Annotated in this window: 15 protein-coding genes and 1 pseudogene; 10 read left to right on the top strand and 6 right to left on the bottom strand. The window is 74.0% G+C overall.

From position 1 onward, the window contains the following. Both DKT68_RS10135 and DKT68_RS10130 read right to left on the bottom strand, forming a co-directional pair. A partial coding sequence (locus tag DKT68_RS10135; protein WP_109817168.1) for an alpha/beta hydrolase occupies window positions 1-950 on the bottom strand: 950 nt, incomplete at its 3' end. Window positions 951-1,145: 195 nt separating this feature from the next. After that, on the bottom strand, window positions 1,146-1,586 hold the full coding sequence (locus DKT68_RS10130; protein WP_109817167.1) for an HPF/RaiA family ribosome-associated protein: 441 nt from the start codon (window positions 1,584-1,586) through the stop codon (window positions 1,146-1,148). Between the two features lie 304 nt (window positions 1,587-1,890). Here DKT68_RS10130 and DKT68_RS10125 point away from each other — a divergent pair, with 304 nt between their 5' ends. From DKT68_RS10125 to DKT68_RS10115, 3 genes and pseudogenes are all read left to right on the top strand, one after another. Further along, window positions 1,891-2,637 carry a single-stranded DNA-binding protein gene (locus DKT68_RS10125; RefSeq protein ID WP_109817166.1) on the top strand — a complete coding sequence of 249 codons (747 nt, stop codon included), beginning with the start codon at window positions 1,891-1,893 and terminating at the stop codon, window positions 2,635-2,637. Between the two features lie 244 nt (window positions 2,638-2,881). Next, a pseudogene (locus DKT68_RS10120) lies at window positions 2,882-3,880 on the top strand (cobalamin biosynthesis protein); the annotation flags it as partial. A gap of 89 nt (window positions 3,881-3,969) precedes the next feature. After that, window positions 3,970-5,511, top strand: coding sequence for a cobyric acid synthase (locus DKT68_RS10115; protein WP_109817164.1), 1,542 nt, complete (start codon window positions 3,970-3,972; stop codon window positions 5,509-5,511). A 97-nt stretch (window positions 5,512-5,608) separates the two neighbouring features. On the opposite strand, the gene DKT68_RS10110 is transcribed toward DKT68_RS10115, so the two are convergent. Next, window positions 5,609-6,010, bottom strand: coding sequence for a rhodanese-like domain-containing protein (locus tag DKT68_RS10110; RefSeq protein WP_109817163.1), 402 nt, complete (start codon window positions 6,008-6,010; stop codon window positions 5,609-5,611). 280 nt (window positions 6,011-6,290) lie between these two features. On the opposite strand from DKT68_RS10110, the gene DKT68_RS10105 reads away from it, so the two are divergent. From DKT68_RS10105 to DKT68_RS10085, 5 genes are all read left to right on the top strand, one after another. Beyond that, window positions 6,291-7,079 (top strand): uridine kinase family protein, encoded by a 789-nt coding sequence (locus tag DKT68_RS10105; RefSeq protein ID WP_407940720.1) that lies wholly within the window; start codon window positions 6,291-6,293, stop codon window positions 7,077-7,079. Between the two features lie 68 nt (window positions 7,080-7,147). Beyond that, window positions 7,148-8,293, top strand: coding sequence for a M48 family metallopeptidase (locus tag DKT68_RS10100; protein WP_109817162.1), 1,146 nt, complete (start codon window positions 7,148-7,150; stop codon window positions 8,291-8,293). 36 nt (window positions 8,294-8,329) lie between these two features. Then, window positions 8,330-9,682: a dipeptidase gene (locus DKT68_RS10095; RefSeq protein WP_201748981.1), complete on the top strand. Its 1,353-nt coding sequence runs from the start codon at window positions 8,330-8,332 to the stop codon at window positions 9,680-9,682. Window positions 9,683-9,759: 77 nt separating this feature from the next. Continuing rightward, complete coding sequence (locus DKT68_RS10090; RefSeq protein ID WP_109817160.1) at window positions 9,760-9,966, top strand: hypothetical protein; 207 nt, start codon at window positions 9,760-9,762, stop codon at window positions 9,964-9,966. Window positions 9,967-10,058: 92 nt separating this feature from the next. Then, on the top strand, window positions 10,059-11,642 hold the full coding sequence (locus DKT68_RS10085) for an ATP-dependent DNA ligase (protein ID WP_109817159.1): 1,584 nt from the start codon (window positions 10,059-10,061) through the stop codon (window positions 11,640-11,642). A gap of 10 nt (window positions 11,643-11,652) precedes the next feature. Here DKT68_RS10085 and DKT68_RS10080 read toward each other — a convergent pair whose 3' ends face one another. Further along, a complete protein-coding gene (locus DKT68_RS10080) occupies window positions 11,653-12,444 on the bottom strand; it encodes a ribosomal eL19 family protein (protein WP_109817158.1) in 792 nt (263 codons plus the stop codon). A gap of 100 nt (window positions 12,445-12,544) precedes the next feature. Beyond that, window positions 12,545-13,366 carry an SURF1 family cytochrome oxidase biogenesis protein gene (locus DKT68_RS10075; RefSeq protein ID WP_109817157.1) on the bottom strand — a complete coding sequence of 274 codons (822 nt, stop codon included), beginning with the start codon at window positions 13,364-13,366 and terminating at the stop codon, window positions 12,545-12,547. A 182-nt stretch (window positions 13,367-13,548) separates the two neighbouring features. On the opposite strand from DKT68_RS10075, the gene DKT68_RS10070 reads away from it, so the two are divergent. Both DKT68_RS10070 and DKT68_RS10065 read left to right on the top strand, forming a co-directional pair. Beyond that, the gene (locus DKT68_RS10070; RefSeq protein WP_109817156.1) at window positions 13,549-14,949 is read left to right on the top strand and encodes a cobyrinate a,c-diamide synthase; all 1,401 of its coding nucleotides are present in this window, start codon (window positions 13,549-13,551) and stop codon (window positions 14,947-14,949) included. Then, a complete protein-coding gene (locus DKT68_RS10065; protein ID WP_109817155.1) occupies window positions 14,946-15,515 on the top strand; it encodes a GNAT family N-acetyltransferase in 570 nt (189 codons plus the stop codon). Before DKT68_RS10070 ends, DKT68_RS10065 begins: the two co-directional genes overlap by 4 nt. Window positions 15,516-15,525: 10 nt before the next feature. Here DKT68_RS10065 and DKT68_RS10060 read toward each other — a convergent pair whose 3' ends face one another. Further along, on the bottom strand, window positions 15,526-17,658 hold the full coding sequence (locus DKT68_RS10060; protein ID WP_109817154.1) for a transglycosylase domain-containing protein: 2,133 nt from the start codon (window positions 17,656-17,658) through the stop codon (window positions 15,526-15,528). Window positions 17,659-17,716 lie beyond the last annotated feature (58 nt).

The raw sequence follows: 17,716 nt of genomic DNA, 5'->3' as shown, positions 1-17,716 counted from the left end.
GCCGGAAGGTCTTCGACGAGGTCGGCCCACCGGCCGACCTCGTCGAAGACCTTCCGGCGTACGGCGGGGCCGGAGAGCGTGAGGTCGTGCAGCCCGCCGTCGAAGCGGGCGAGGGTAACGTGCCGGCCGAGGCGGGGCGCGTACCGGACCATGTGCTCGACATCGAGGACGGCGTCGGCCAGGGACGCGTTGTCGTGCCACCGGGTGCCTCGGAAGGAGCGGGTCGAGCAGGCCAGCAGCACCGGCACCGGGATGTCCAGCCCGGCGCGCAGGCGGCGTTGGCCGGTGCGGATCGCGTTCAGCCAGCCGGCCCGCACCGGGAACCCGGCCAGCGGCTTCCACGCCAGGTCGTAGGTCCACTCGCCCCGGTGGTCGGCGTGGAGGCTCTCGCCGTACACCGTGCCCAGCCCGAACGGCACGATGCGGTGCGGCGCCCGACGGCCCAGCCGGGAGACGGCGGCCGCGAGAGGTCTGCGCACCGCCCAGGGGGCGTTCAGGTCGAAGAACGGGCTGTTCAGCACCAGGCCGTCGACGGTGCCGGCGTCGCGGCGGGCGTCCGCCCAGAGCGAGATGATCAGGCCGCCGGTGGAGTGGCCCATCGCCAGCAGGGTGTCGTGCCCGTCGTCCTTGCGGATGATCTCGGCTGCGGCGTCCAGCTCGGGGAAGTAGTCGCTGATGTCCTGGCAGAAGTTCGGGGTCTGGTGCGGGAGCAGGCTGCGACCGTACTTGCGCAGGTCGAGGGCGTAGAAGTCCCAGCCCCGCTCGGCGAAGAAGTCGGCCAGGTGGGTCTGGAAGAAGTAGTCGACGAAGCCGTGCACGTAGAGCACTGCCCGGCCGGTGGGGCGCTCGGCCCGTCGCCGGACCAGCGTCGCGACGACCGGTCCCTCGTCGTCGGTACCGAGGTCGATCGTCTGCCGCTCGTACGGCGGCCCCAACACGTCCGGTTCCACGAACCCGACGTTACGCCGACAAGCTACCCAGCGGTAGCCCAAGCCCCGCCCCGCGCCGGGCTCCCGCGTCCAGCCCTGCCCGGCCTCCGCGACCCGACTGCCGACCCGTCCCTGCCCGCGATCCTGCACGTGCTGGCGGGAACTCGGGCGGCGGGTCTGTCAATGCAAGATCGCAGGGCCGGGGCCGGGACGGGGTCAGACGGTTTCCGCGTCGGCGCGGCTGGGGTCGGCGGCGGGCAGCGCCTCCGGATCCTCGGCCGGGTCGACCTCGGTGGGCGGCTGGTTGACGTCGCGAAGGTGCTTGTTGTGCCGGGGCTCCTGGCGGGTCTTGGCGTCGTTGAGCCGCCGGCGCAGGTCGTCGCGGACGTCGTTCAACGCGGCGTGCAGGTCCTCCTCGTCGGAGGTGGTGACAATCTTCTGCCGGCCGGCGATCCAGCACTCCAGCGTGACCTTCTGCCCCCGCGCCTCCCGGTCCTTCACCGACACCTCCAGTTCGGTGGCGTCGGCGTGGAAGCCGGCTAGCCGGGCGTCGAGGGTGGCGAACTGCTCGGCGATCCAGACGCGGTCGCCCTGCGAGAACCCGGTGCCCACCCGCAGGCACTCGGCCACGGTGGCCGGGTTCGCCACGGCGCTCATCGCCGCGCCTCGGAAGCGGTTGCGGAGCCGATGGTGGTGATCATCATGGCGCTGACCTCTCGTCGACGTGGAGCTGTCGGTGGTGCGTTGATCAAGTCCATACCCAGTTCAGCCGGACCCGGAAACCGCTGTCGTCCCGCCGGGCGGGTCGGCCGTACCACATCAGGGGTGTGATCAGGGCGTTGTCCACAGGTGGCGTCCTCGTCCACAGGTCGGGGACGGGCGCTGGCGATGGCCGTCCCGACCGTCGAGGCTCGGTGTCGAGTCGACTCGCGCTGGCAGCCCCCGATCCCCTGGAGGGACGATGTTCGACACCTACGTAACAATTGTCGGTAATGTGCTGACCACACCCGAGTGGCGGCGTACCACCCAGAGCAACACCCTGGTGGCCAACTTCAAGGTCGCCTCCACCGCCCGCCGCCTCGACCGGGAGAGCGGCCGCTGGGTTGACGGCAACTCCCTTCGGGTCCGCGTCAACTGCTGGCGCAAGCTCGCCGAAGGGGTGGCCGCCTCGGTGATGGTCGGCGACCCGGTGGTGGTCTGCGGCCGGCTCTACACCCGCGACTGGACCGACGACGCCGGCAACCACCGCACGCTCTACGAGTTGGAGGCGGTCGCCGTCGGCCACGACCTGTCCCGGGGCCGGGCCCGGTTCCTGCGCAACCGCCCGAGCATGACCACCAGCACGGTGGAGGACGCGGAGGCCGAGAGCCGGGTGCACGGCGAGCCCAGCGAGCCCGTGCCGGCCGGGCAGTCGCCCGTCCTGCCGGACGACCGCCCGCTGGACGACGACTTCGAGCTGCCCGACTTCGGCGCGGGGCACACCGGCCCGTTCACCGCCCTGAATCAGGTCGACGACGACGCTCCGCACGACATCGGCGAGGACGCCGGCGGCGCGCCGGGGCTCGACGACGACCTGGCCCTCCGGCCCGACGCGGACGACGACGAGCCGGACGACGAGTTGGGGCCGGTGCCGGATGAGGGTCAGCCGGAGCCCACGCCGTCCGGCCGGGGGCGGCGGGGCCGCGGACGGGTCCCGCAGCCGGCCTGACCCGGCGGCCCGGCCGTCCCGCACGGCGGCCGGGGCGGCGTGGCCGAGCGGTGCGGGAGCCGCATCGGTGAGCTGGCTGCTCCTGCGGCAGGTCACGAACGGGGGTGGGGTGGCGGCGCGATCGGCGTCGTCACCCCGCGTGATCTGGTTTCGCCCTGCGGGCCGCGCGGACCGGTTCGGAGTGTGCGGGGCCGGGCTGGTTCACCGAATGCTCGTCTAGGCTGGCCGGCCGGAGGTGGTGCGCGTGCGAGGGACAGCGCCGGTGGCGAACGCGGTGGGGCTGCTGGCCGGGTACGCGCTGGACAGGCTGCTCGGCGATCCACGCCGCTGGCACCCGGTGGCTGGCTTCGGGCAGGCCGCCGGTGCGCTGGAGCGGCGGCTCTACCGGCCGGACCGGACGGCCGGGGCGGCGTTCACCGCGCTGGCCGTGGGCGGGCCGGTCCTGCTCGGGGTGGCCGCCACGGCAGCCAGCCGGCACCGGCCGGTGATCCGGGCGGTGCTCGTCGCCGCCGGCACCTGGACCGTGCTGGGGGGTCGCACCCTGCGGCACGAGGCCACCGTCATGGGCCGGACGCTGCGTGACGGTGACCTGCCCGCCGCCCGGCGACGCCTCGGTCACCTCTGCGGCCGGGACCCGTCGACGCTGGGCGAGTCGGAGCTGGCGCGGGCGACCGTCGAGTCGGTGGCGGAGAACACCTCCGACGCCGTAGTCGCCCCGCTGGTCTGGGGCGCGGTCGCCGGTCTGCCCGGGCTGCTCGGCTACCGCGCGGCCAACACCCTCGACGCGATGGTCGGGCACCGGTCGGCGCGCTACGCGCGGTTCGGCACCCCGGCCGCCCGGCTGGACGACCTGCTCAACCTGGTGCCGTCCCGGCTGACCGGGCTGCTCACCGTCGCCGTCGCGCCCGTCGCGAACGGCGACCGGGAACGGGCCTGGCGGGTGTGGCGGCGCGACCGCAACGACCACCCGAGCCCCAACGCCGGGCAGTGCGAGGCAGCGATGGCCGGCGCGCTCGACGTGCGCCTCGGTGGCCGCAACGTCTACTTCGGGCGCTCCGAGGTGCGCCCCTTCCTGGGCGACGGCCCCCGCCCCGAGGCGCGGCACCTCAAGCGGGCCGCCCGGATCTCGGGTGCGGTGGGCCTGGCCGCCCTCGGCCTGGCTGCCGCGTACCCGCTGACCGTCGGGCGCCTCGCCAGCGCCGTCGGCCGGCGTGGGCTGACGGCCGTCGTTGGTCGGCGCCAGTCGACCGTCGCCGCTGGCCGGCGTGGGCCCGTCGCCCCGATCGGTCGTGGCAGCCTGCCAACCGTCGTGGCGGGGCAGGGGAGCGGGCGGTGAGCGGCGGGCTGCTCGTCGCCGGCACCACGTCCGACGCCGGAAAGAGCGTGCTCACCGCCGGCATCTGCCGGTGGCTGCACCGGCAGGGCGTGAAGGTGGCGCCCTTCAAGGCGCAGAACATGTCGAACAACTCGGCGGTGGTGGTCGGGCCGGACGGGCGCGGCGGCGAGATCGGCCGGGCCCAGGCGATGCAGGCCGCCGCCTGCGGGCTCGCCCCCGACCTGCGCTTCAACCCGGTGCTGCTCAAGCCGGGCAGCGACCTGGCCAGTCAGGTGGTGCTGCTCGGCGAGGCGGTCGACACGATCACCGCCGGCACCTTCCGGCAGTTACGTCCCCGGCTGGCCGAGACGGCGTACGCGGCGCTGGCGGAGCTGCGAACCGAGTACGACGTGGTGATCTGCGAGGGCGCCGGCAGCCCGGCAGAGATCAACCTGCGGGCCGGCGACTACGTCAACATGGGGCTGGCCCGGCACGCCAACCTGCCCACCATCGTGGTCGGCGACATCGACCGGGGTGGCGTCTTCGCCTCCATGTTCGGCACCGTGGCCCTGCTCGACCCGGCCGACCAGGCGTTGATCGCCGGCTTCGTGATCAACAAGTTCCGAGGCGACCTGGGCCTGCTCCAGCCGGGGCTGGACATGCTGCGCCAGGTCACCGGCCGTCCCACGTACGGGGTGCTGCCCTGGGCGCTGGACCTGTGGCTCGACGCCGAGGACTCGCTGGCCTACGGCCGGGTGCTCGGCCGCCCGGCCGCCCCGCACGGCACCGACTGGCTGGACGTGGCAGTCGTCCGGCTTCCCCGGATCAGCAACGCCACCGACGTCGAGGCGCTGGCCACCGAGCCCGGCGTGCGGGTACGCCTCACCGTCGAACCAGCCGAGCTGGCCGCCGCCGACCTGGTCGTCCTGCCCGGCTCCAAGTCGACTGTGGCGGACCTCGCCTGGCTGCGTGAGACCGGCCTCGCCGACGCGGTCCTGGCCCACGCGGCGGCCGGTAAGCCGCTGCTCGGCCTGTGCGGCGGCTTCCAGATGCTCGGCCGGGCCATCCACGACCCGGTGGAGAGCCAGCGCGGCAGCGTGCCCGGCCTCAATCTGCTGCCCATCGAAATCACCTTCGATCCGCGCAAGACCGTGCGCCAGTCGGTCGGCACGGCCCACGGCGACCTGCCGGTCCGTGGCTACGAGATCCACCACGGGTACGTCTCAGACGCCAATCCCACCCTTACCCCGCTGCTGACCGGAGCCGACGGGGTCGGGGAGGGCGCGGTGCTCGGCGTCGTGCACGGCACGCACTGGCACGGGGCGTTCGAGTCCGACGGGTTCCGCCGCTGGTTCCTCACCGAGGCGGCCCGCCTGGCCGGGCGCACCGGGTTCACGGTCGCGCCGGACACCAGCTTCGCCGCCGCCCGGGAACGATCGCTCGATCTGCTCGGCGACATGGTCGAGGAACATCTGGACACGGATGGCCTGTGGCGCCTCATCGAGGCCGGTCCACCGCCCGGCGTGCCGTTCATCCCACCCGGCGCTCCGCCCGGCTGACCCGGCGTCGTCAAAGGCGGATGTCGCGGAACGGTCGGTAGGGACCGGCTCGGTCAGGGGCGGATACCGGCGGAGCGGCCGGTGGTGACGGGCCCGGTCAGGGGCGGATGTCGGCCGGGCGGTCGGTGGTGGGGAGGCCGGCGGCGAGCCAGGCGTCGACGCCACCGATCATGTCGGTGGCCCGGCGCAGCCCGAGGGTTTGCAGGCTGGCGGCGGCCAAGCTGGAGCTGTAGCCCTGCCGGCACACCAGCACGATCTCCCGGTCGTAGCCGGTGGCCTCCGGGATGCGCCAGGCGCTGGCCGGATCGAGTCGCCACTCCAGCACGGTGCGGTCGATGACGACCGCCCCGGGCAGGTCGCCCTGTTCACGGCGCTGCGTCTCGGTGCGGGTGTCGACCAGCAGCGCGCCACCGCGGACCGCCTCGACGGTCTGCTGCGGGGTCAGTCGGTGCAGCCCGGCGCGGGCCTGTTCGAGCAGGGCGTCGACGCCGGGGCTCATCACGTCTCGGAGCACCCCCAGAGCATGCCGATTCCGATGCGCGTCCGGCGGCGAACGGGCCCCGCATCACCCGTCGTCGCCCCAAATCCCCCGGACGTGACGGTGGCCCGCCGTGACGGCCGGCCGCGGCCCGACGCCGAGGCCCAGCAGGCCAGCCAGAACAACCCCGATGCCGTGTCGACCGCGTCCGGCGCCCGACCCAGCGTGATCGACTCGGTCCTCTGGATGTCGGGGTGTCCCTGCGATGGGACACCCCGACTTCAATGATCTGGAGTCGATCATGCGCACTTGGCGCTGTGTCCGACCACATCGCCGGCGGGGGCCATACTTCGGTCGTGCACGAACTCGCCAACCCAGGGTCGCCGGGTGGGCCGGCGGCGGTGGCAGGGTGGCCGAAGGGGTCGTGGACGTGGGCGGGGTGACCGGGAGCGGCGAGGACGTCGTGCCACCGGTGGTGGTCGTCGAGGCGTACGCCGAGTTGGCCCGCCGGGTGCTCGCAGGCCCGGCGCGGTTGGGGCGGACCCGGCTGGTCGCGGTCGACGGGCCGAGCGGCGCGGGCAAGAGCCGGTTCGCCGCGCACCTCGCGGACGCCTTGGCGGCGGCACCCGGCGGCGCCCGGCCGCCGGTGGTGCACACCGACGACCTGCTCGACGGCTGGGACGACCAGCTCACCTTCTGGTCCCGGCTGGACGAGCAGGTGCTGGCGCCGCTGCGCGCCGGGCGGCCCGGCGCCTACCGCCGTTACAGCTGGGTCCGGCGGTGCTTCCTCCCCCGCGCGGTTCCGGTGCCGGCCGCGCCGGTGCTGATCCTGGAGGGGGTCAGCGCCGCGCGGGCCGTGGTCCGGCCGGAGCTGACCCTGGCCGTCTTCGTCACCGCGCCCGCGTCGTTGCGGCTGACCCGCGCGGTCGCGCGGGACGGGCCGGAGATCCTGCCCGAGCTGCGTCGCTGGCACGCCGGGGAACGGGCGCACTTCGCCGTCGACGACACGGCCGCCCGGGCCGACCTGGTGGTCGACGGCGCGCCGAACCTGCCGCACGACGCCGAGAGGTACTACGTGCGGATCCGTTGAGCCCGAGCATGGACGTCTGTCACGGGCTGGGGCACGATGCGAGAGGGCACAGCGAACGGGGGACCACCATGTCGGCAGCGGACGCGCCCGCGAGGCGCCGGATCACCCTCACGGGCATCAGCTCCCGGGCCTGGGAGCATCCGGCCGACCGGGGCGCGCTGGTCGCGCTGCGCGAGCTGCGCGGTTTCGACGACGTCGTGAAGGCGTTCTTCGGCATGTGGAACGAGCGCGGCTTCCGGCTCTCCGTGCTGGCCTCCGGCATCCGGGTCGACCACCGGCAGTATCCGGCGGTCTGGCAGCGCTACACCGAGGCCGCGGCGGCGCTCGACGTGGCCGAGCTGCCCGAGCTGTACGTCAGGCAGTCGCCCTGGCTGGGCGCCGAGGCCGTCGGCCTGGACCGGCCGTTCGTCGTGCTCAACTCCGCCTGCGTCCAGCAGCTCGACGAGGACGAGCTGCGCTGCCTGCTCGGCCACGAGCTGGGCCACGTCGGTAGCGGGCACGCGGTCTACAAGACCATGCTCATGATCCTCACCCGGTGGGCGGCCAACCTGAGCTGGTTGCCGGTCGGCGCGTTCGCGCTGCGGGCCATCATCGCCGCGATGCTGGAGTGGTGGCGCAAGGCGGAGTTCTCCGCCGACCGGGCCGGTCTGCTCGCCGGGCAGGACCCGGCCGCCGCGCTGCGGCTGCTGATGAAGCTCGCCGGCGGCGGCGACCTGTCCCAGATCGACACCACCGCGTTCCTGGAGCAGGCCGCCGAGTACGCCGGTGGCGGTGACCTGCGGGACAGCCTGCACAAGATCCGGATGACGGCGTGGAGCACCCATCCGGCGCCAGTGGCCCGTGCCGCCCAGCTGCGCCAGTGGATCGACTCGGGCGCGTACGGGCGGGTGCTGGCCGGGGACTACCCGCGCCGCGAGGACGACGGCTCCAGCAGCATCTCGGAGGAGATCAAGGCGGCCGCCGAGTCGTACCGGGACGAGTTCAGCCGATCCACGGACCCGCTGGTCGGGTTGCTGCGTCGGCTCGGCGACGGCGCCAACGACGTCGGCGAGTGGGTGGGCGGCACCGCCGGCCGGGCCCGTTCCTGGATGGACGCCGCCACCGAGGCCGCCGGCCGCGCGCACCGCGCCGGCAGGGCCGCGCCCGGCGCGACGGCGACCGCTGGCCAGGCCGGAGCCGGTGACGGTACGGGCTCCGCCGGCACGCCGGGGTAAGGCCGGCATACGATGCCGGTCATGACCACACCGATCATGTCCGAGTCCGAGGTGCGGGCCGCCGTCGAGCGGGAGATGCCCGGCGTACGGGCCGACCTGGAACGCCTCGTCCGCATCCCCGGCATCGCTTTCGAGGGCTTTGACCACTCGCACGTGGAGCGCTCCGCCGAGGCGGTCGCCGAGCTGCTGCGCGGCTGTGGCCTCGCCGTCGACATCGTGCGTTCCGGCGGGCAGCCCGCCGTGATCGGCCGCCGGCCCGCCCCGCCCGGCGCCCCCACCGTGCTGCTCTACGCGCACCACGACGTGCAGCCGATCGGTGACCGGTCCCTGTGGGAGTCCGACCCGTTCGAGCCGGTCGAGCGGGACGGTCGCCTCTACGGCAGGGGCGCGGCCGACGACAAGGCCGGCATCATGGCGCACGTCGCGGCGCTGCGCGCGTACGGTGACGCGCTGCCGGTCGGCGTGGTCCTCTTCATCGAGGGCGAGGAGGAGTACGGCTCCGACTCGCTGGAGCGGCTGCTGGCCGAGCACCGCGACGAGATCACCTCGGACGTCATCGTCATCGCCGACTCCGGCAACTGGGACATCGGCGTGCCGGCCCTGACCACGTCGCTGCGCGGCATCGTCAACTGCTTCGTCGAGGTGCGCACGCTGGACCACGCCGTGCACAGCGGCATGTTCGGCGGCGCCGTTCCGGACGCGCTCACCGCGCTGGTCCGGCTCCTGGCCACCCTGCACGACGACGCCGGTGACGTGGCGGTGGACGGGCTGATCGGTCGCGAGGGCGCTGTCGTCGACTACCCCGAGGACCGGTTCCGCGCCGAGGCCGGGCTGGCCGAGGGCGTGCAGTTCATCGGGTCCGGGCGTATCACCGACCGGCTCTGGACCAAGCCCGCGCTGGCGGTGCTCGGCATCGACGCGCCGTCCACCGGCGAGGCGCCGAACGCGCTGACCCCGTCCGCGAAGGCGAAGCTCAGCGTCCGCCTCGCGCCGGGCGACGACCCCAAGCGGGCGTACGCGGCGGTGCGCGCGCACCTGGAGAAGCACGCCCCGTGGGGCGCTCAGGTGACGGTCAGCTTCGAGCACGACGGCGACCCGTGCGTGATCGACGCGTCCGGGCCGATGTTCGACGCGGCCCGCTCGGCGTTCCGGGAGGCCTGGGACGGCACGGACCCGGTGGACATCGGCGTGGGTGGTTCGATCCCGTTCATCGCCACGTTCCAGGAGATGTTCCCGGAGGCGGCGATCCTGGTGACCGGTGTGGAGGACCCACACGCCCGCGCGCACGGCCCGAATGAGAGCCTGCACCTCGGGGAGTTCGCCCGGGTCTGCCTCGCCGAGGCTCTGCTGCTGGGCAAGGTGGCCGCGGCGGGCGTGAAACACCCCTAGGTGTCGGAACCGTAACTTCCCGTCTGATCTGGGAGTTTGCGGTGTGTCGCACGCGGGGCTGTTATAGCCTTTCGTACATGAGTACGAACGAGGTGATGGCCCGGTTGGGGGCCGCCGTCAGCGCGCTGGGGGACATCGACATCTCCGCGTGGTCCGAGGACACGCTCACCGATCAGCTCGGTGAGCTGTCCGCAGCCCTGGTCGCCCTCGACTCGGTGCTCTCCCGGGTCGCCGGGGAGGTCCGCGCCCGGGGGCTGCGCATCGAGGAACCCGTCTCCGCCTGATCCGCCGGCAGCGTGGTCGGCGGCACCCTGCCGACACCGCCCGGGCACGGCAATGCCCGGGCGGTGTCGGGGGTGACTGGCAGGATGAGGTCGTGCGGTTCCTCGACCTGGCAGCCACGTCCGCCGCCGTCAGCGCCACCAGCGGCCGGCGGGCCAAGGTGGAGCTGCTCGCCGACGCCCTGCGCCGGCTCGACCCGGCCGAGGTCGAGCCCGGCGCCGGCTATCTCGCCGGTGAGCTGCGTCAGCGGCAGACCGGGGTGGGTTATGCGAGCCTGCGGGACCTGCCACCACCGGCCGCCGAGCCGACGTTGACCGTCGCCGCCGTCGACGCGGCCATCGAGCAGATCGCCGCCGTGCGGGGCGCGGGCTCGCAGGCGCGGCGCCGGGCGCTGCTCGGCGCCCTCTACGCGGCGGCGACCGCCGACGAGCAGCGGCTGCTCACCAACCTGTTCAGCGGCGAGCTGCGGCAGGGCGCCCAGGCCGGGCTGCTCGCCGACGCGGTGGCCCGGGCCGCCGACGTGCCGGTGGCGGTGGTCCGTCGGGCTCTGCTGCTCGCCGGTGACCTGCGCGCGGTGGCGGTCGCCGCGCTGGCCGGAGGCGCCGCCGAGCTGGCCGGGTTCGGCCTGCGGGTCGGTCGGCCGCTGGCGCCGATGCTCGCGCAGAGCGCCCCCTCGGTCGACGAGGCGCTGGCCGCGACCGGCACACCGGCGGTGGTCGACGTGAAGCTCGACGGCATCCGCATCCAGGTGCACCGCTCCGGCGACGACATCGCCGTGTTCACCCGCAGCCTCGACGAGATCACCACCCGGGTGCCCGAGGTGGTCGCCGCCGTTCGCGCCCTGCCCGGCCGGGAGCTGGTTCTCGACGGCGAGGCGATAGGCCTGGACGAGACCGGCCGGCCGCTGCCGTTCCAGCAGACCTCCAGCCGGGCGGCCCGGCGGACCACGCCCAGCACCACCGGACGCACGCCGGTCGCCCCGGCGGTGCTCGCGGCAGCCGCCACGACCGGCCAGACCGTGCTGACTCCGTACTTCTTCGACCTGCTGCACCTCGACGGCCAGGATCTGATCGACCTGCCGGGCCGGGAGCGGTGGGCCGCGCTCGCGGGCGCGGTGGACGCGTCCCTGCTGGTCGGGCGGTTGGAGGTCGACGACCCGGAGCAGGCCGGAGCGGCGTTCGCCGCCGCGCTCGACGCCGGTCAGGAAGGCGTCGTGGTCAAGGCGCCGGACGCGCCGTACGACGCGGGCCGGCGCGGGGCGGCCTGGGTCAAGGTCAAACCCCGGCACACCCTCGACCTGGTGGTGCTCGCCGTCGAGTGGGGCAGCGGCCGCCGGCGGGGCTGGCTGTCCAACCTGCACCTGGGCGCGCGCGACCCGGGCACGGGTGGCTTCGTGATGCTCGGCAAGACGTTCAAGGGGCTCACCGACGAGCTGCTGCGCTGGCAGACGGAGCGGTTCCTCGACCTCGCGGTGGAGCGTGGCGACTGGGTGGTCCGGGTCCGCCCCGAGCAGGTGGTGGAGATCGCCTTCGACGGGGTGCAGACGAGTCCGCGCTACCCGGGCGGGATGGCGTTGCGGTTCGCCCGCGTGGTGCGGTACCGCGACGACAAGTCGGCCGGCGAGGCGGACACCATCGACGCGGTCCGTGCCATCCACGCGGGCCGCCCCACCGGCTGACCGGCCCGGGTCACCTGCCGGACAGCGACCGGGCGTAGTTGACCTGGTTGTTGATGTGCTGCACCTGGCCCTGGTCGCTGACCGGGATCCGGGCCACGTACTGCTGGGCGCCACTGGTGACCGTCACCTGGACGGTGCCGTAGTGCCGGGTCTCCTTGATCAGCAGGAAGAACAGGCTGAAGAAGGTCAGGCAGAAGAAGCCGAGGATCGCGCAGACCAGCGCCCAGGTGGCGACCTTCTCCTCGCGCTGCCAGTGGTCGGTCACGTGCCAGGAGGCGCCGGCCAGCGGCAGCACCCCCGCCGGCGTGCGGATGACCGGCGGGCTCACCGTGATCTCGGCGATCTGCACCGCGACCACCTCAGGCCCGGCCGTGGCCAAGCCGGCCGGCACCGGGTGCGCGGGCATCGGCGGGTACGGCCCCACCGCCGGCCACGCCCCGGCGGCCTGCGCGGGCGGCCCGGAGAACGGCGCCGGCGGCGCGGAGAACTGCGCGGGCGGCGCGGAGAACGGCACCGGCGGTCCGGCGAACGGCCCCGACGGGCCGGAGAAGGAGGCGGGCGGCCCGGAGAACTGCGCCGGGGAACCGGTGAACGGCGCGGTCGGCGGCGGGGAGACCTGCGCCGGCGGACCGGAGAACTGCGCGAACTGTCCCGCCGACGGGACCGGCGAGCCGGGGAACGGCGTCGCCGGGAACGGCGTGGTGGGCGGGGTGACCGGCGCGGCGGCCCACGGGTCGATCGGCGGGTGCGCCTGGGTCTCCGGCTCCGATTCGGGCAGCGGAGCCGTGGGATCGGTGCTCACCGGGACGCCCAACGCGAGATGACCATCGGCGGAGACTACCCGCCGCCGTGCCGTCCCGGGTGCCCCGCAGTGTCCGGTTGGGACAGCGGCGCTCGTCGGGTCAGGCGGAGGTGCTGGGCGTGGGCTCGGCGGCCCGGTCCAACGGGGCCGGGGTGGTGCCGATGCCGGCGGCGCGGCGCGCCTCCCGGCGGGCCACCCAGCCGTAGCCGAACAGGGCCATCACGGCGAACAGCCACCACTGCACGACGTAGCCGAAGTTCTGCCAGTTGTTGGTGTGACCGACCGGCACCGCCTTGAACACCGGGTCGGCGGCGGGGGTCTGCTCGTCCAGCAGCAGGTAGCCGCCGTACACCGGGTAGGGCAGTTCGCGGGCCAGTCGCGGCACGGCGATCCGCCGGGTCTCCAGCCGTCCGTCGCGGCGGTCCACCGCGCCGGCGCCGCTCTCGGTCTCGTGCACCCGGCCGACCACCGTCACGTCGCCGGTCGGGGCGGCGGGCACCGTTGGCTGGGCGGTCGCCCCGCCCGGGGCGGGCGGGACCCAACCCCGATCCACCAGCAGCGCCGTGCCGTCGGCGAGCACCAGCGGGGTGAGCACCTCGAAGCCGACCCGGCTGTCGACCGTCCGGCCACGGACCAGGACGGTGTTCGTGGGGTCGTACCGGCCGGTGGCGGTGATCCGCGTCCACACCTTGTCCTTCGCGGGGGCCGGACCGGCCGTTCCCGCGCCACCGGTGGGGGCGCGCAGCGCGTCGGCCAGCGCGGCCGGGGCCATCCGCTCGCCCGCGTCGATCCGCTCGTTGATCTCGGTGCGCCCGCAGTAGCGGTCCAGCTGCCAGTTGCCGAGCAGGACCATGACCGCGGCGGCGATCAGGGTCAGGGCGAGTGCGCCCAGCCAGCGTGGGCTCAGCAGGAACCGGTACACGGCACCGAGGCTACTCGTATGACCGGCGCCACTGACCTCGACCGGGCAGGGACCGTGCCGCGACCCGTCGGCCGGCCCCGGTTGGCGGTGCTCGTGCGTCGGGCCGGGCGGGTATCGTCACGCGGACGGACGGGCCCTCGGTCCGCCGTCGCGTACCCGCCGCCGCCCGCGAGGAGTCGATGATGACCGACGTGCCGCGCCTGGTGCTCAGCGCGCCGTCCTCCGGGCACGGCAAGAACGCGCTGGCCATCGGGCTGCTCGCTGCCCTGGCCGAGCGGGGTGTCGACGTCGCCGGGTTCAAGCTGGGCCCGGACCACGTCGACGCCGCCTACCTCGGTCTCGCCTCGGGCCGGCCTGGCCGGGTGATCGATCCCCGGCTGGTCGGCGTCGACCGGCTCGCCCCGCTGGTCGCGCACGGCGCCGCGGGCGCCGGGCTCGCCGTGGTGCAGGGGAGCATGGGGCTGTACGACTCGGTCGGCGGTCGCCCGGAGCAGGAGTCCACGGCCGCCGCGGCCGCCGCGCTGCGCAGCCCGGTGGTGCTGGTGGTCGACGTGGCCGCGATGGGTCAGTCGGTGGCCGCCCTGGTGCACGGCTTCCGCTCGTACGACGAGCAGCTCTGGCTCGGCGGGGTGATCCTCAACCGGGTGGCGTCCTCGCGGCACGAGGGGATGCTGCGCGAGGCGCTGGACGACGTGGGCGTGCCGGTCTACGGCGCGCTGCGCCGGCAGGACCTGCCGGCGGTGCTGCCGTCGCGCCGGCACGGGGTGGTGCCGGTCGTCGGCGGGTCCGCCGATGCCGTGCGCGCGGTCCGGCGGCTGGGCGAGGCGGTCGCCGCCACGGTCGACCTGGAGCGGCTGTTGGGGCTGGCGCGTTCGGCTCCGCCGCTGCCGGCCTCGGGGTGGTCTCCGGAGGAGGCGCTCGGCGGGGTGTCGGCTCCGGCGACCCGTCCGCTGGTGGCGCTCGCCGGCGGGCCGGGCGGCAGCTACAGCCACCCGGAGACGGCCGAGCTGCTGCGGGCCGCCGGCGCCGAGGTGGTCGTGGTCGATCCGCTCCGCGACGAGGCGTTGCCGGCTGGCACCCGCGCGCTGGTGGTCGGGGGCGCGCTGCCCGAGGCGTACGCCGAGCAGCTGTCGGCCAACCGGCGGCTCTGCATCGCCGTGGCCGAGCTGGCGCGCACGGGGCGTCCGGTGGTGGCCGAGGGCGCGGGTCTGCTCTGGCTGGCCCGGGAGCTGGACGGGCTGCCGATGTGCGGTGTGCTGGACGCGGTCGGCGTGAGCCGGGACGGCCTGGTGGTGGGCTACCGCGAGGCGACCGCCCAGACCGACAGTGTGGTCGCCGCGAGCGGCACGGTGCTGGTCGGGCACAAGGAGCACCGGGCGGTGCTCACCCCGCGCTCCGGTCCGCGCCCGGCGTGGAGCTGGGACGGCGGCACGCCGGAGGGTTTCGTCTGGCGCAACGTGCACGCCTCGCAGCTCACGCTGCACTGGGCCGGCCACCCGGCGACGGCCGCCCGGCTGGTCGCCGCGGCGGCGCCCGCCGAGTCCGGTCCGGTGCCCGCGGGCCCGGGTGGGGTGCCGGCGTGATCGGTCAGGTGGCGGTGCGCCGTTTTCCGGCGCTGACCGTCTCCACCCCGCGTACGGAGGTGCGGCGGCTGACCGCGGCGGACGCGGCGGCGGTCGGGGACGTCTTCGCCGACAAGCTGACCCGGCGCTGGCTGCCCCTGGCCGACGATTCCGGCCCGATCGACGGGCTGGCCTGGTGCACCGACCTGGCCCGGCAGCGGCGCGACAGCGGCGAGGGGGACCACTACGCGGTCCTCCGCCGGGAGGACGACCAGGTGGTGGGCTCGCTGTGGACCCGGCGTACCGACTGGGGCGCCCGGAGCACCGAGGTCTCCTACGCGATGGCGCCGCACGCGCGGGGTTTCGGCCTGGCCGCCGAGGCGGTGGACGCGGTGGCCATCGCGCTGATCCTGGAGCACGGCTTCCAGCGGGTCGAGCTGCGGGTGGCCCCCGGCAACCTGGCCTCCCGCCGTGTCGCCGAGAAGGCCGGCTTCAGCTACGAGGGCCTGCTGCGCAACGCGGGTTTCGTCCGTGGCGGCCGGGTGGACCTCGAGCTCTGGTCGTTCGTGGCCGCCGACCTGCGCTGACCCTCGCCGGTCACCCGACGATGGCGTCCGACGGCGGGGTGAACTGGCGGGTGGGTGTGCCCTTCAGGCCGTCGCGCAGGGTCTCGGCGACCGCCGCGATCGGGATCTGGGACTGCCCGTCGCCGACCGCGTTGAACGGGTTGTCCGGGTCGGAGATGAAGCTGGCGGCCGCCAGTTCCGGGGTGTAGCCGACGAACCAGGCGGACCGGGTGCTGTCGGTGGTGCCCGTCTTGCCGGCCACCGGGCGGCCGACCGTACCCCGGACGCTGTCGGCGGTGGACCAGCCGCCGCAGCCTCCGCGCGCCGGCGTGTCCCCGGTCGGGCAGCGGGCGGCGTCGGTGGCCGCACGGGCGGCGTCGGCGCTGACCACCTGCCGGCAGCGTGGCTTGGCCACCTCCCGGTCGATGCCGCTGGCGGTGGTGTACGTGGCCGGTTTGCCGTCCCGGGTCATGATCGCCTGCACGGGGATCGCCTCGCAGTACCGGCCGTCGGCGGCGATGGCGGCGTACGCGTTCGCCATCTCCAGCGGGGTCGCGTCGGAGACGCCCAGGGTGAACGCGCCCCACTTCTTCGCCTTGGTCGGGGATGCCTGTTCCCGGTCGACGTCGGTACGCCAGCGCAGCCCGAGCTGTTCGGCCAGCCGCACCGCCCGGTCCGCCCCGACCTGTTCCTCCAGCCACACGAAGTACGTGTTGACCGACTTGCCGAAGCCGGACCACATCGTCTGCTGCCCGGTCATCGCGCCGCTGGCGTTGGAGGGCGCCCAGCCGTCGTAGACGGATGACTTGTAGCGGTACGGGGCGTTGAACGACGTGGAGAGTTTCATCCCGGAGTCCAGCGCGGCCAGCATCGGGAACATCTTGAACGTCGATCCGGCCTGGTAGCCCGGCAGGTCACCGCCGCCGAGCAGCGGCGCCACCGTGTTCGGGTAGTTGGCCTTCACCTTGGGCCCCGCCTCGGGGTTGGAGCTCTGCGGGTTCTCGCTGAGGTCCAGCGAGTACGTCCGGTTCACCGCCATCGCCTTCACCCGACCGGTGCCCGGTTCGGAGACCACGATCCCGTTGGCGAAGGGGCTGCCGGTGCCCTCCTTGGCGCCGACGTTCTTCTCCGCCGCCTCCTGGATCTTCGGGTCGATGCTGAGCACGATCCGGTAGCCGCCCCGACGAAGCTTGTCCATCCGTTCCAGCCGGTTCGCCCCGAACGCGGGCTGCGCGCTCCACCAGTTCTTCAGGTAGTCGCAGGCGAAGCCCCAGCTGTTGTACTTCTCTCCCACCGCGGCGCAGTCGTTCGGCGGGTTGGTCAGCTTCAGCCGGATGGGTTCGGTCTTGGCGGCGGCCGCCGAGTCGGGGGAGAGGTAGCCGAGCTGGCTCATCCGGTCCAGGACGTAGTTGCGCCGCCCGGTGGCCTCCTTCTGGTCGGAGTCGGCCGGGTCGTACTCGGACGGCGACTTGACCAGCCCGGCGAGGGTGGCCGCCTCGACCGGGGTGAGGTCCTTCGGTGTCTTGGAGAAGAAGATCTCGCTGGCCGCGTAGATGCCGTAGGCGCGGTGCCCGAAGTACGCCGAGTTCAGGTAGCGCTCCAGGATCTGCTCCTTGCTCAGCTCCTTCTCCAGATCCAGCGCCATGCGCATCTCCTTGACCTTGCGCAGGCTGGTCTGCTGGGTGGCCTCCTGGACCTCCTTGGGGGTGGTCGCGCTGTCCCGCAGGGCCATCCGGACGTACTGCATGGTCAGCGTGGACGCGCCCTGGGAGACGCCGCTGGAGCGGGTGTTGGCCACGAAGGCCCGTGCCACGCCCTTCGGGTCGACGCCGTGGTGCTGGTAGAAGCGCGAGTCCTCGGCGGCGACGATCGCCTGCTGGATGTTCGGCGACATGTCGGACAGCTTGGTGTACTGCCGGTACTCCTCGTAGAACATGGTCAGCACGGTCTTGCCGTCCGGGGCGTAGAGGTACGAGGTCTCGGCGGGCAGGGCGGTGGCCAGCAGCTTGGTCTTCGCCTCCACGGCGTGCGCGGTGGCCTTCGCGCCGAGCCCGGTGAGGGCGACCAGCGGGTACGCGGCGGCGGCGATCACGATGCCGGCGATCAGTCCGGCGCGGAGGAGAGGGACGAGTCGACCAGCGGCAGCAAGGGGTCGGTTGCTCACGTGGCCAAGTTATGACATTTCCGATTCGTACATGAGAAGAACTCATAAACCGGCGGGA

The organism is Micromonospora acroterricola (genome assembly GCF_003172955.1).
GTDB classification, from domain to species: domain Bacteria; phylum Actinomycetota; class Actinomycetes; order Mycobacteriales; family Micromonosporaceae; genus Micromonospora; species Micromonospora acroterricola.
The sequence above is the reverse complement of the archived record's forward strand: the minus strand, read 5'-3'. Positions and strand labels throughout refer to the sequence as shown.

What these genes read in the sequence shown, in the direction of transcription:
- DKT68_RS10110 (WP_109817163.1), bottom strand. Translation starts at nt 6,010, where the DNA reads ATGAGCCCCGGCGTCGACGCCCTGCTCGAACAGGCCCGCGCCGGGCTG.
- DKT68_RS10125 (WP_109817166.1), top strand. Translation starts at nt 1,891, where the DNA reads ATGTTCGACACCTACGTAACAATTGTCGGTAATGTGCTGACCACACCC.
- DKT68_RS10100 (WP_109817162.1), top strand. Translation starts at nt 7,148, where the DNA reads ATGTCGGCAGCGGACGCGCCCGCGAGGCGCCGGATCACCCTCACGGGC.
- DKT68_RS10105 (WP_407940720.1), top strand. Translation starts at nt 6,291, where the DNA reads ATGCGCACTTGGCGCTGTGTCCGACCACATCGCCGGCGGGGGCCATAC.
- DKT68_RS10130 (WP_109817167.1), bottom strand. Translation starts at nt 1,586, where the DNA reads ATGAGCGCCGTGGCGAACCCGGCCACCGTGGCCGAGTGCCTGCGGGTG.
- DKT68_RS10070 (WP_109817156.1), top strand. Translation starts at nt 13,549, where the DNA reads ATGACCGACGTGCCGCGCCTGGTGCTCAGCGCGCCGTCCTCCGGGCAC.
- DKT68_RS10095 (WP_201748981.1), top strand. Translation starts at nt 8,330, where the DNA reads ATGTCCGAGTCCGAGGTGCGGGCCGCCGTCGAGCGGGAGATGCCCGGC.
- DKT68_RS10090 (WP_109817160.1), top strand. Translation starts at nt 9,760, where the DNA reads ATGAGTACGAACGAGGTGATGGCCCGGTTGGGGGCCGCCGTCAGCGCG.